The sequence below is a fragment of the Microvirga sp. M2 genome, assembly GCF_047497095.1.
Classification (GTDB): Bacteria; Pseudomonadota; Alphaproteobacteria; order Rhizobiales; family Beijerinckiaceae; genus Microvirga.
Genome location: NZ_CP134063.1, coordinates 3,754,216 through 3,767,420 on the forward strand (window position 1 = coordinate 3,754,216; position 13,205 = coordinate 3,767,420).

Annotated in this window: 7 protein-coding genes and 1 pseudogene; 4 read left to right on the forward strand and 4 right to left on the reverse strand. The window is 65.2% G+C overall.

Translation table 11 applies throughout. From position 1 onward, the window contains the following. Positions 1-70: 70 nt before the first annotated feature. The gene (locus RE429_RS17855) at positions 71-529 is read left to right on the forward strand and encodes an Hsp20 family protein (protein WP_414472027.1); all 459 of its coding nucleotides are present in this window, start codon (positions 71-73) and stop codon (positions 527-529) included. 325 nt (positions 530-854) lie between these two features. On the opposite strand, the gene RE429_RS17860 is transcribed toward RE429_RS17855, so the two are convergent. Further along, entirely contained in the window at positions 855-1,931 is a 1,077-nt protein-coding gene (locus RE429_RS17860; RefSeq protein ID WP_414472028.1) for a threonine aldolase family protein, read from the reverse strand. Positions 1,932-2,426: 495 nt separating this feature from the next. Between RE429_RS17860 and gltB the strand changes: the two genes are divergently transcribed. Then, a complete protein-coding gene (gene gltB, locus RE429_RS17865) occupies positions 2,427-7,163 on the forward strand; it encodes a glutamate synthase large subunit (protein WP_414472029.1) in 4,737 nt (1,578 codons plus the stop codon). Positions 7,164-7,181: 18 nt separating this feature from the next. After that, positions 7,182-8,603 (forward strand): glutamate synthase subunit beta, encoded by a 1,422-nt coding sequence (locus RE429_RS17870; protein WP_414472030.1) that lies wholly within the window; start codon positions 7,182-7,184, stop codon positions 8,601-8,603. A 74-nt stretch (positions 8,604-8,677) separates the two neighbouring features. Here the strand turns inward: RE429_RS17870 and RE429_RS17875 are convergent, their stop codons facing one another. The 3 genes and pseudogenes from RE429_RS17875 to RE429_RS17885 form a co-directional block, all read right to left on the reverse strand. Beyond that, the gene (locus RE429_RS17875) at positions 8,678-9,916 is read right to left on the reverse strand and encodes a DUF459 domain-containing protein (protein WP_414472031.1); all 1,239 of its coding nucleotides are present in this window, start codon (positions 9,914-9,916) and stop codon (positions 8,678-8,680) included. 54 nt (positions 9,917-9,970) lie between these two features. Continuing rightward, positions 9,971-11,197 (reverse strand): lytic murein transglycosylase, encoded by a 1,227-nt coding sequence (locus tag RE429_RS17880; RefSeq protein WP_414472032.1) that lies wholly within the window; start codon positions 11,195-11,197, stop codon positions 9,971-9,973. Positions 11,198-11,391: 194 nt separating this feature from the next. Further along, a pseudogene (locus RE429_RS17885) lies at positions 11,392-12,089 on the reverse strand (NAD-dependent epimerase/dehydratase family protein). Positions 12,090-12,336: 247 nt separating this feature from the next. On the opposite strand from RE429_RS17885, the gene RE429_RS17890 reads away from it, so the two are divergent. After that, complete coding sequence (locus RE429_RS17890) at positions 12,337-13,203, forward strand: UTP--glucose-1-phosphate uridylyltransferase (RefSeq protein ID WP_414472033.1); 867 nt, start codon at positions 12,337-12,339, stop codon at positions 13,201-13,203. The last annotated feature ends 2 nt before the right edge of the window (positions 13,204-13,205 follow it).

Genomic DNA, 13,205 nt, shown 5'->3' on the forward strand with positions numbered 1-13,205 from the left:
GATCCTGATCCAGCCTTTTTGAGAGGTGGATCTTCAAGGAATGCATGTTGCTTCTGTAGGAGGATATGCCATGCGACAGTTCGATCTTGCTCCCCTGTACCGCAACACGGTCGGTTTCGACCGTCTGTTCTCGATGCTCGACCAGATGGTCGGCGTCGACGCGGCCCCGAGCTACCCGCCCTACAATATCGAGCGCACCGGCGAGAATGCCTATCGCATCTCGATTGCGGTCGCCGGATTTACCGACAGGGACCTCACCATCGAGGTGAAGGAGAACACCCTCTCCGTTCGCGGCGAGAAGAAGCCCAGCGAAGAGCGTAAGGCCGAAGTGCTCCATCAGGGCATCGCGGCGCGCAGCTTCGACCGGCGCTTCCAGCTGGCCGACGGCGTCCAGGTCATGGGCGCCAGCCTCGAGAACGGCCTGCTGCACCTGGATCTCGTGCGCGAGACGCCCGAGGCCAAGAAGCCGAAACTCATCCCGATCGCCATGAACGGCGCCCGGGCGGTCGAGACCAAGCAGGCCGCCTAAGGCGGACCACTTAAACAATCAGGCCGCGGCCTGGCCGGTCCCCGGGCTCGATCCGGGGACCGGCTCCGCAATCCGCGTTTCTCCCGGATCTGCTCCCTCCGGATGCGTCATGGTTTTGGATCCGCGCCTGGGCGGGGCTGACGAGAGAGGCGGGGATTGCCGGGGCGAACACAAGGCCCTGAAACAAAAAGAGCGCCCCGTTGGCTCGGGGCGCTTTTGTTTTGATCCCTGGTCCAGATAGTCCCGCCGGGGCTGGAGGTGAACCCCGTTGGTCAGGTCTCGTAGGCCAGACATCGCGGGTGAATGCGGCAGGGTTAGGGCAATGTCACTCCGCCGCCTGTCGCGGAGCGGCCGAACGGGCGATCTCCAACAGCTTTCGCACATCCTGCTCCTGCGAGGCGAAGGAGAGCACGAGGCGGATCAAGGTCTCGTCCGGCCCGATGGCCTCGCCCGCGGGCAGGCTCAGCTCCGTCCAGGGGTGATAGAGGGCGCCCGCCTCCTTGAGCGCCTTGTCCATGGACCTCGGGATGATCGGGAAGACCTCGTTGGCCTGCGTCGCCCAGGCGAGACGCACGCCGGGAAGCCCTGAAAGCCCGTCCGAGAGAAGCCTCGCCAGGCGATTGGCGTGGCGGGCATTGGCATACCAGTGGTCGTCGGCGAAATAGCCCTCGAACTGCGCCGAGATCAGGCGGCCCTTGGACACGATCTGACCGGCGCGCTTCGCCCGGTAGTCGAGCGCCTCGGCGAGCTCGGGCTTGAACACCACGATGGCCTCGGCCATCAGGCAGCCGTTCTTCGTCCCTCCGAAGGAGAGAATGTCCACACCCTGTTTCCAGGTCATCTCGGCCGGCGTGCAGCCGAGCGACACGAGGGCGTTGGCGAAGCGTGCCCCGTCCATGTGGAAGGAGAGCCCATGCTCCCGGCAGACCTCGCCCAGCGCCTCGAGCTCGTCCGGATGGTAGACGAGGCCGCATTCCGTGACCTGGGAAATCGACAGGGCCTTGGGCGGCATCTGCTTCACCGCCCTGGAAAGCCCCTTCAGATACGTCGAGACCCCCTCGGCCGTGAGCTTCGCGCCGGTCCCGGGGAGACCCGCGAGCTTGGCTCCATGCATGAAGAATTCCGGCGCGCCGCATTCGTCGTCGATCGCATGCGCCTCGCGGTGACAGACGCACAGGCCGTAGGGCGGCACGGCCGAGGAGAGCGCGAGAGCGTTGGCGGCGGTTCCGGTGGTCACGAAGAACACCGAGACCTCTCGCTCGAAGATCTCGTTGAAGCGCGCCTTCACCCGCCTGGTGATCTCGTCGCCCCCATAGGCCGCCATGGATCCCGCATTGGCTTGGCTCAGAGCCTGCAGAACCTGGGCGCTGGCGCCTACGATATTGTCGCTTGCAAAATTCATGAATGCTCTCCTTGACGGCGCAGCCTCCCCATGGGGAGCAACATGTCAAGATCATTGACCCATCGGCGAAGACTTTCGTTTCCAGGCGCCAAAGACTGCTTTTGTTACATTCCCGGTTGGCCGCTTGTAACTTTCGTCTAAAATTTTTCCAAACCCCTCTTGTGCCCCTTTCGGTTCTCTGGCACTTTGCCGACATTAGGACAGCGATGCTGTCCCATTTGGGGTGTCCGCACCCTTTGGCCTGAGGTTTTCTTGATGCTTCGTCAGATGCGAACGACGCGAGATACCGAAAAACCTGCCCCCAAAACGTGGGCGGGACGGGCAACTTTGGGCTGAATTCAAGCCTGGGATGCCCGCGAGGTGCGGGCTCTCCCTCCGGTGACCCGAGCCTCGCAAGACGCGAGAAGCGGCGGGCATCCGGAAGATCCAACCATCCGACGGGCCCGAAAGCCGCCTCAACAACCTTGAAGACGTGTTCGGATGTAAGGATCTGCCATGAGCGACGCGCCAACGAAGAGCCTGGGAAGCAAAGTGCCAAGCCGCACGGCCGCGACGGCGGATACGGTCAAATTCGTGCGCGATCCGGGTCTGCCCGCCCCTCAGGGCCTCTACCATCCGAACAACGAGCAGGATTCCTGCGGTGTCGGCTTCATCGCCGACATGAAGAACCGCAAGTCGCATACGATCGTCGAGCAGGGCCTGTCGATCCTGCACAATCTCGATCATCGCGGCGCCGTCGGGGCGGACCCGAAGATGGGCGACGGCTGCGGCATTCTGGTGCAGATCCCGCATAAATTCTTTGCCGCCGAATGCGCCAAGCTCGGCATCTGGCTGCCGGAGGAAGGGCAGTACGGCGTCGGTCACCTGTTCATGCCGCGCAATCCCGAGGGCCTCCAGCTCGTCGAGGAGATCGTCACCAAGGCGATCACGGACGAGGGCCTGCAGGTTCTCGGCTGGCGCGACGTGCCCGTCGATTCGAGCGATCTCGGCGAGAGCGTGAAGGCCACCGAGCCCCTGCACCGCCAGATCTTCATCGGCAAGGGCAAGAGCCTTGGAAGAACCTCGGGGGTGGACGACCAGGAGACCTTCGAGCGTCGCCTGTTCATCGCCCGCAAGGTCATCTCCAACGCCGTCTACGACATGAAGGACGAGCGCACCGTCGGCTATTACCCGGTGAGCCTGTCCTCGCGCACCATCGTCTACAAGGGCATGGTGCTCGTGACCCAGCTGCGGCAATACTATCCCGACCTGCAGGATCCGCGCTTCGAGAGCGCCATCGCTCTCGTGCACCAGCGCTTCGCCACCAACACCTTCCCGACCTGGCAGCTCGCGCATCCCTACCGCATGGTCGCGCATAACGGCGAGATCAACACCCTGCGCGGCAACGTGAACTGGATGGCCGCGCGCCAGGCCTCCGTCGATTCCGAGCTCTTCGGAAACGACATCTCGAAGCTCTGGCCGATCTCCTATGAGGGCCAGTCCGACACCGCCTGCTTCGACAACGCGCTCGAATTCCTGGTGCGCGGCGGCTACTCCCTGTCGCACGCCATGATGATGCTGATTCCGGAGGCCTGGGCCGGCAATCCGCTCATGAACGACGACCGGCGCGCGTTCTACGAGTATCACGCGGCCCTCATGGAGCCGTGGGACGGCCCGGCGGCCGTGTGCTTCACCGACGGCAAGCAGATCGGTGCGACGCTCGACCGCAACGGCCTCCGGCCGGCGCGCTATCTCGTGACCGACGACGGCCTCGTGGTGCTTGCCTCCGAGATGGGCGTGCTGCCGATTCCCGAGGAGACGATCGTCGAGAAGTGGCGCCTGCAACCCGGCAAGATGCTCCTCATCGATCTGGAGGAAGGCCGCATCATCTCCGACGACGAGATCAAGCAGCAGCTCTCCGACGCCCATCCCTACAAGGATTGGCTGAAGCGCACGCAGATCGTGCTGGAAGACCTGAAGCCCGTCCAGGCGCGCGAATCCCGCACCGACGTGTCGCTCCTCGACCGTCAGCAGGCCTTCGGCTACACGGCGGAAGACCTCAAGCTGCTCATGCAGCCCATGGCCGTGACCGGCCAGGAGGCCGTGGGCTCCATGGGCTCCGATACGCCGATCTCGGCGCTCTCCGACAAGCCGAAGCTGCTCTACACCTATTTCAAGCAGAACTTCGCCCAGGTGACGAACCCGCCGATCGACCCGATCCGCGAGGAGCTCGTCATGAGCCTCGTGTCGTTCATCGGCCCGCGCCCGAACATTCTCGATCTCGAAGGCACCTCGCGCCGCAAGCGCCTGGAAGTGCGTCAGCCGATCCTCACCAACGAGGACCTGGAGAAGATCCGCTGCATCGGCCATTTCGAGGACCGCTTCGACACGAAGACCCTCGACATCACCTACGATGCCGAGCTCGGCGCATCCGCCCTCGACGGCGCGCTCGACCGTCTCTGCGACCGCGCGGAAGCGGCTGTTCACGGCGGCTACAACATCATCATCCTGTCCGACCGCATGGTGGGTCCGGACCGCATCCCGATCCCGGCGCTCCTGGCCACCGCGGCCGTGCACAACTACCTCATCCGCAAGGGGCTGCGCACCTCGGTCGGCCTCGTGGTCGAATCCGGCGAACCGCGCGAAATCCATCACTTCGCGTGCCTCGCCGGCTACGGCGCGGAAGCGATCAATCCCTATCTCGCGTTCGAGACCATCGCCGACATGCACGCCCGCGGCGAGCTGCCCGAAGAGGTGGACGGGGACGAGGCGATCAAGCGCTACATCAAGTCCATCGGCAAGGGCCTGCTCAAGGTGATGTCCAAGATGGGCATCTCCACCTATCAGTCCTATTGCGGCGCGCAGATCTTCGATGCGGTCGGCCTCAAGTCCGAGTTCGTGGCCCGCGACTTCTTCGGCACCGCGACCACCATCGAAGGCATCGGCATGGGCGAGGTGGCGGAAGAGAACGTCCACCGCCACCGCGACGCCTTCGGCGACGCGCCGATCTATCGCGGCGCGCTCGATGTGGGCGGCGAATACGCCTTCCGTCAGCGCGGTGAGGTGCATGCCTGGAATCCCGATACCGTCGCCACGCTCCAGCACGCGGTGCGCCTCAACGCGCAGGACCGCTACCGCGAATTCGCCCGCCTCGTGAACGAGCAGGACAACGAGCTCAAGACCATCCGTGGCCTGTTCCGCATCAGGACGGCGCAAGAGGCAGGCCGCGCGCCTGTTCCGTTGAGCGAGGTCGAGCCCGCGCAGGAGATCGTGAAGCGCTTCTCGACCGGCGCCATGTCGTTCGGCTCGATCTCGAAGGAAGCGCACGAGACTCTGGCGCTCGCCATGAACGCCATCGGCGGCAAGTCCAATACCGGTGAGGGCGGCGAGGAGCCCGAACGCTTCCGCCCGCTGCCCGACGGGCGCTCCAAGCGCTCCGCCATCAAGCAGGTCGCCTCGGGCCGCTTCGGCGTGACGACGGAATACCTCGTCAACGCGGACATGATGCAGATCAAGGTCGCTCAGGGAGCCAAGCCCGGCGAGGGCGGCCAGCTGCCCGGCCACAAGGTCGACGTGAAGATCGCCCGCGTGCGCCATTCGACTCCGGGCGTGGGCCTCATCTCCCCGCCCCCGCATCACGACATCTACTCCATCGAGGATCTCGCGCAGCTGATCTTCGACCTGAAGAACGTGAATCCCCAGGCCGACGTGTCGGTGAAGCTCGTCTCGGAAGTCGGCGTGGGCACCGTGGCGGCAGGCGTCGCGAAAGCGCGCGCCGACCACATCACCGTCTCGGGCTTCGAGGGCGGCACGGGCGCCTCTCCCCTCACCTCGCTCAAGCACGCGGGCTCGCCATGGGAGATCGGCCTGGCCGAGACGCAGCAGACCCTCGTGCTCAACCGTCTGCGCGGACGCGTGGCCCTGCAGGCCGATGGCGGCCTCCGCACCGGCCGCGACGTGGTGATCGCGGCGCTGCTCGGGGCCGACGAATACGGATTCTCGACCGCCCCGCTCATCGCCGCGGGCTGCATCATGATGCGCAAGTGCCACCTGAACACCTGCCCGGTGGGCGTGGCCACGCAGGATCCGGTTCTGCGCAAGCGCTTCAAGGGCCTGCCGGAACACGTCATCAACTACTTCTTCTTCGTTGCCGAGGAAGTGCGCGAGATGATGGCCGAGATGGGCTTTGCCTCCATCGACGAGATGATCGGCCGGTCCGACCTTTTGGACAAGAACGCGGCCATCGATCACTGGAAGGCGAAGGGCCTCGACTTCACGAAGCTCTTCCACAAGCCGGATGTTCCCGCCGACGTCGCCGTCCGTCACCAGGAGCGTCAGGCTCATCCCATCGCGAACGTGCTCGACCGCGACCTCATCGCTCAGGCCGGCCCCGCGCTGGAAAAGGGCGAAGCCGTCGCCATCGAGGCGCGGGTGCGCAGCTCCGACAGGTCCGTGGGCGCGATGCTCTCGGGCGAGGTCGCCAAGCGCTATGGCCATGAGGGCCTGCCGGACGACACGATCACGGTGAACCTGACGGGCACGGCGGGCCAGAGCTTCGGCGCATGGCTGGCCGCGGGCGTGACGGTGAAACTCGAGGGCGAGGCGAACGACTATGTCGGCAAGGGCCTCTCGGGCGGCAAGCTGATCATCAGGCCGACGCTGTCCTCGAAAGCGGTGCCCGAGCGCTCGATCGTCGTCGGCAACACGGTGATGTACGGCGCGATCGCAGGCGAAGCCTATTTCCGCGGCGTCGCGGGCGAGCGTTTCGCCGTGCGCAATTCCGGCGCCATCGCGGTGGTGGAAGGCACGGGCGATCACGGCTGCGAATACATGACCGGCGGCCTCGTGGTCGTGCTCGGCCAGACGGGCCGCAACTTCGCGGCGGGCATGTCGGGCGGCATCGCCTACGTGCTCGACGAGGACGGCACGTTCGGGAAGCGCTGCAACCTCTCCATGGTCGATCTCGAACCGGTCGAGGAGGAGGAGGACCTCATGCGCCGCCTCCATCATCACGGCGGCGACCTGGAAACCAAGGGCCGCATCGACATCCTGGCCAACATGTCCGGCCCCGATGAAGAGCGCCTGATGCAGCTGATCACCAATCACCACACCTATACGGGCTCGGCCCGCGCGAAGGAGATCCTCGACAACTGGGCGACCTTCCGCACCAAGTTCGTGAAGGTGATGCCGGTCGAATACCGCCGCGCGCTCCAGGAGATGGACCGTCTCCGGAACCTGCAGGCAGCGGAATAAGGAATAAGGGGCAAACCGATGGGCAAGGTCACAGGCTTTCTCGAATACGACCGGCAGGAGCAGAAGTATCAGCTCGCCGGTGAGCGCGTGCGGCACTTCCGCGAGTTCACGCTGCCGCTCGACGACAACGATCTCAAGAAGCAGGCGGGACGCTGCATGGATTGCGGCATCCCCTTCTGCCACGGCCCGACGGGCTGTCCGGTGCACAACCAGATTCCCGACTGGAACGATCTCGTCTGGCAGAGCGACTGGGAGGAGGCCGCGCGCAACCTCCACACCACCAACAACTTCCCCGAGTTCACCGGCCGCATCTGCCCCGCCCCGTGCGAGGAGGCCTGCACCCTGAACCTCGAGAACCAGCCGGTCGCCATCAAGACCATCGAGCAGGCGATCGCCGACAAGGCGTGGGAGATGGGCTACATCAAGCCTGAGCCCGCCGAGATTTCAACCGGCAGGCGGGTGGCCGTCATCGGCTCGGGCCCCGCGGGGCTGGCGGCGGCGCAGCAGCTCGCGCGCGCAGGCCACGAGGTGCATGTGTTCGAGCGTCAGGCTAGGCCCGGCGGCCTGCTGCGCTACGGCATTCCGGACTTCAAGATGGAGAAGTACCACATCGACCGCCGCGTGAAGCAGATGGAGGCCGAAGGCGTCGTCTTCCATTGCGGCGTCAATATCGGCGTGGACCGGAGCTTCGCCTCGCTCCACAACGAGTTCGACGCGGTGCTCTTCGCGGGCGGCGCGGAGGACCCGCGCAACCCCGACCTGCCGGGACAGGACCTGAAGGGCGTTCACTACGCGATGCCCTATCTCACCCAGTCCAACAAGCGCGTGGGCGGCGAGGACGTCGCCGACGAGCCGATCCTCGCCGGCGGCAAGCATGTCGTCGTCATCGGCGGCGGCGATACGGCCTCCGACTGCGTCGGCACCGCGTTCCGCCAGGGCGCCCTGTCCGTCACGCAGCTCGACATCCGCCCCAAGCCCCCCGAGCGCGAGGACAAGCTGACCGTGTGGCCCTATTGGCCGACGAAGATGCGAACCTCCTCCTCGCAGGCCGAAGGCGCGGAGCGCGAGTTCCAGGCGGCGACGCTGGGCATCGTCGGCAAGAAGGGCCAGGCGACAGGCGTGCAATGCGCCCGCGTCGACGAGAAGCGCCAGCCGATTCCGGGCACGGAATTCACCCTCAAGGCCGATCTCGTCTTCCTGGCCATCGGCTTTGCCGGATCCGTGAAGGAAGGCCTGCTGGAGCAGTCGGGCGTCGCGATCGACCGGCGCGGCAACGTGGTGGCCGACGACACGAGCTACAGGACCTCGAACGACAAGGTCTTCGTCGCCGGCGACATGCGCCGCGGCCAGTCCCTCGTCGTCTGGGCGATCCGCGAGGGCCGTCAGGCGGCGCGCGCCATCGACACCTATCTGACGGGTTCGAGCGACCTGCCGGTTTGATCGTCCGGCAAGGGCAAACATAAGGGCGGCCGATCGGAGCGATCAGGCCGCCCTTTCAATTCTCGCTGTTAAGGTCAGGATTTCGGCCAGCGGAAATCGTCTGCGCGTCCGGGGCGCGAACCCGGTGCAATGCCCGTGCGCAAAGCGCGCCTCACCGGATAGGCCTGATCGCCGGTGAGCTTCGGCGCACCGGAAACCAGGGTTCCGCCCGGCGTCACGTCCTGGCGCGTCAGCGGCAGGACCGGGCCGACGAGAGGCTTCATCGGGAGTGAAACCGGAGCGGCGGCATCGGGGAGCGCGGGAAGTGCGGCCTCGATGTCCACACCGCCGGTCGGAGCGGTCGCCACCGGCGTCCCGGTCCGCAGCGATTCCAGGATCTTCTTGATCTCCACATCCGCGAAAAACGCGATCTTGCGCGCGCCCGCCTTGGTGAAGGACACGCCATCGTCGGTGCGCAGCCGTGCGGGCTCGCCATCCACGTCCGGTCCGGTGGAGGTATAGCGGTTCTCGTCGTCCACGAAGCCGGGGAAGATATCCACGTAAGTCCCGCCGTGGCGCGATACGCTCTCTTGGTAGACGTTGTTCACGTCCAGGAGCTCCTCCGAGAGCCTGCTGCTCTTCATGGGCGGCAGGCCGATCCAGATGACGGGAATGCCGCGTTCCTGGAAGGCATTCAGGATCCCGTCGATCCTTTTGCCGTAGAGGTCCTTCCAACGGTCGGAGAGAAGCTCGACCCGTTCCTCTCCCTCCTGCAGGCTCTGCCGGTCGCTCAGGCCCAGCATGACGACGGCGACGGTCGTCTTCTGGCCGGAATCGAGGGTGGACTTGATGAAGTTCGGCCACTCCGCCGGGTCGCTCCGCACGAGATTGCTGCCGTTCCTGATCTTGCCGACGACGGCCACATCCTGATTGTCCGCATAGACCGCCTCGAGACCCTGGCGCGCGAATTCGGCGAGGGAATCGCCGAAGACCACGACATGGGTGCCGGGATCCACCTTGGGCTTTTCCGTGCGCGCGACCGGCGCCGGAGACGGCGCCTTGCGGGGCTTTGCCACGGGGGCGCGCACCGTCGGGGCCGGTTCGTCGGGAATGCCGAAGAAACGGCGAAGGCTGAAACCCTGCTGGGGCTGCGCCGGCTGGACGAGCTTTCCCGGGTAATAGCCCGGCGGATAGGCCCGGGGATCGCGGTAAGGTTGCTGCTGCTGTTGCTGTTGAGGCGGATAATAATAGCCCTGCGCCACGACCGACGTCCCGCTTCCCAGGGCGAGAAGCAGGCTCAAGGCAACCAGACTGAGGATCGTCAGCAACCGCATCGGTGGTTCCACTAGGTCCGCGCCACCCAGTTTATAGAGCTTTTGCGGGACCTGTCAGCGGGCCGCACGCAATTCGCGCAGGACCACGGAATCAGCATAGCCATCGGGAATTAAGCCACGCCTGAGCTGGAAGTTCCGCACGGCCTCCCGGGTCTTGGACCCGAATTTGCCGTCCGCCTCGCCTTCATAGAAGCCGAGCCGGGCGAGGCGCTGCTGCAGCTCGTGGCGCTCGTCCTTGTCGAGCATGGGCTGGTCCTTGGGCCAGGCCCCCTGGATCGGCAGGCCGCCCATGATCCGATCGCCGAGATGGGCTACCCCCATGGCGTAGGCGTCCGAGGAATTGTAGTTCTTGATGACATCGTAGTTCTTCGTGACCAGGAAGGCCGGACCGCCGGCTCCGCCCGGCAGGAACAGAGTCGCCTCGCCGGATCGGGGCATGGCCTTTCCGTCGCTCCGGTTCAGACCCAGGGTCTGCCATTGTGAAAAGGTCAGCGTCAGGTAACGGAAATCGAAGCGCGGCGGCAGCTTGACCTCGAAGCCCCAGGGCAGGCCCGGCTCCCAGCCCTGCTGGCGCAGGTAGTTGGCCGTCGAGGCCATGGCGTCCGGCACCGAGGACCAGATATCGCGCACCCCGTCCCGATTGCCGTCGACGGCGTATTTCATGAAGCTCGAGGGCATGAACTGGGTCTGGCCCATGGCCCCGGCCCAGGAGCCCAGCATCTTGTCGCGGCTGATATGCTCCTCTTCCAGGATCTGGAGCGCGATGAGGAGCTCTTCCCTGAAGAAATCGGCGCGATAACCCGTGTAGGCGAGCGTCGCGAGAGCCCGCACGACGTAGATGGAGCCGGTGAAGCTGCCGAAATTGGTCTCCATGCCCCAGACACCGAGGACCACGGAGCGGGGGACGCCATATGTCTTTTCGACGGCCGCCAGGGTCTTCGGCCATTCGGCCGCCATGTCACGGCCGCGCTGAAGGCGCTGGGCCGACACCGCACCGTTGACGTAGTCCCAGATCGGACGGACGAACTCGGACTGCTTCCTGGTGAGCGCGACGATCTTCGGATCGGGCGAAACGCCCCGGAAAGCCTCGTCGAAGGTGGCGCGCGAAACCCCGCGCGCCTGGGCGGCCGGCCACAGGCCCTGCACGAAGCGCTGGAATCCCGCTTCCGACACGGCCTGCGCCTGGGCGGGCCGCACCGAGCCTTCCACGCCCATCGTGATGCTCAGACCGAGAAGGAGGGCGCCGCAGAAGCGGCGGACCGAGGGAAGCGGCAGATGCATGAATGTCGCTCACGGAAACGGGACAGAATTGTCCTGCCATTGCGACACTAAGAGAGTTAACAACCGGTTGATAGAGCCTCGGACGCCGGAAGTGGATGTGCGCTTTTGGCCCCCCTCCGATGCTCCCTTTTTGGAGAGAGCGCATCGGTCCTGCGAAAAACCGGGGCCACTTTTTCGCACGAGCTAATGGGAGGTTATGCGGCCTTCCGTTCCGCCAGGGTCCGTTCCCAGCGCAGGGCCTGTTCGACGATTTCCGCCAGATCGTCGTGCTGCGGCTCCCAGCCGAGAGCGCGGATCCGGTCCACCTGGGCCACGAGCCGGGCCGGGTCGCCCGGACGGCGGGAGCTGAGCCGCACGCCGAAATCGACCCCCGAAACGCGTTTGACCACATCCACGACCTCCAGCACCGAGGCGCCGTGGCCGTAACCGCAGCTCAGCACGGCGCAATCGCCACCGGCACGCAGGGATCTCAGGGCCGCGAGGTGCGCGCGGGCGAGGTCGTTCACCTGGACGTAGTCGCGGATGCAGGGGACGAGGATGCAGGGGACGAGAAGACGAAGTTCGCGATCCCGGTCCGGACCGCCGTCTCGATCAGAGCCCGGGTCTTCACCGTATTGTTGCAATAGTAGCCTAAGGGATCGGTGACCGATTCAGGCACCACGATCCGGGCGGCGAAATGCAGGATGCTGTCGATTCCATACTCCTCGATGACCTTGGCCACCAGAGCCTGGTCGCCCACATCGCCCACGACGAGAGCGGCGTCCTGAGGAACGGCCCATCGGAAACCCGTGGAGAGGTCGTCGAGAATCACCACCGGCTCGCCTGCGTCGAGCAATTCGAGCACCATGCGGCTTCCGATATATCCCGCGCCGCCCGTGACCAGTACCGCCATAGCCGTGTTCCCCGAAGCCTGCCTGTCCGGGAGCATCGGACGGGCCCGCTTTTCGTCCGATGCCCGCAGAATTTAACCAGAACGCTTCAGCTTCGATTCAGGTCCGGAGCCTCAAAGAAGATCCCGCGCCGGTGCAACGAGGCGGCACATCCGGCGCTACTGAAGCCTAAGCTTGACTGTTGACGGTTTCCTTTTCCTTGTCTTGCCTTAGATTGTCCCCCTTCCCTGCCCAAACATGGCTTGATCGATGAAGCGCATTCGCAAAGCAGTCCTTCCTGTCGCCGGTCTCGGCACCCGTTTCCTTCCGGCCACCAAGGCCGTGCCGAAGGAGATGCTGTGCGTGGTGGACCGGCCCGTGGTGCAGCATGTGGTGGATGAGGCCCGGGCCGCAGGAATCGAGCATTTCATCTTCGTCACCGGACGCGGCAAGGCCGTGATCGAGGACCATTTCGACATCGCCTACGAGCTGAACAGGACCCTCGAGGCCCGCGGCAAGACGAAGGAGCTGGAGCTCCTGGCCAAGGACCAGCCGAAGGCCGGCCAGACGAGCTTCACGCGTCAGCAGGAGCCCTTGGGGCTCGGCCATGCGGTCTGGTGCGCCCGCGAGCTCGTGGGCGACGAGCCCTTCGCGGTCCTTCTTCCCGACATGCTCAGCCGCGGCTCCATGGAGCAGATGCTGGCCGCCTATGAGAAGCACGGCGGCAACATCATCGCCGTGGAGGAGGTGCCCGAGGATCAGACCCATCAATACGGCATCGTCTCGGTGGGCCAGGAATTCGGCCGGACCTTCGAGATCACCGGCATGGTGGAGAAGCCGCCGAAGGGAACCGCGCCGTCCAACTACATCATCTCCGGCCGCTACATCCTGCAGCCCGAGATCTTCGACCTTTTGTCGAACCAGGAGCGCGGCGCCGGCAACGAGATCCAGCTCACCGATTCCATGATCCGCCTGATGAAGGACCAGAAGTTCTTCGGCATGAAGTACGAAGGCACGACCTACGACACGGGCTCCAAGGTCGGCTTCCTCATGGCCAACGTGGCCTATGCCCTCGAGCGCGAGGACCTCGGACCCGCCTTCCGGCAGGAGCTCGAAGCCTTCCTGCGCCAAAAGTAATC

Bases quoted from the DNA above. Each gene is read 5' to 3' on its own strand.
- RE429_RS17855 (WP_414472027.1), top strand. From the start codon at position 71: ATGCGACAGTTCGATCTTGCTCCCCTGTACCGCAACACGGTCGGTTTC.
- RE429_RS17860 (WP_414472028.1), bottom strand. From the start codon at position 1,931: ATGAATTTTGCAAGCGACAATATCGTAGGCGCCAGCGCCCAGGTTCTG.
- gltB (WP_414472029.1), top strand. From the start codon at position 2,427: ATGAGCGACGCGCCAACGAAGAGCCTGGGAAGCAAAGTGCCAAGCCGC.
- RE429_RS17870 (WP_414472030.1), top strand. From the start codon at position 7,182: ATGGGCAAGGTCACAGGCTTTCTCGAATACGACCGGCAGGAGCAGAAG.
- RE429_RS17875 (WP_414472031.1), bottom strand. From the start codon at position 9,916: ATGCGGTTGCTGACGATCCTCAGTCTGGTTGCCTTGAGCCTGCTTCTC.
- RE429_RS17880 (WP_414472032.1), bottom strand. From the start codon at position 11,197: ATGCATCTGCCGCTTCCCTCGGTCCGCCGCTTCTGCGGCGCCCTCCTT.
- RE429_RS17890 (WP_414472033.1), top strand. From the start codon at position 12,337: ATGAAGCGCATTCGCAAAGCAGTCCTTCCTGTCGCCGGTCTCGGCACC.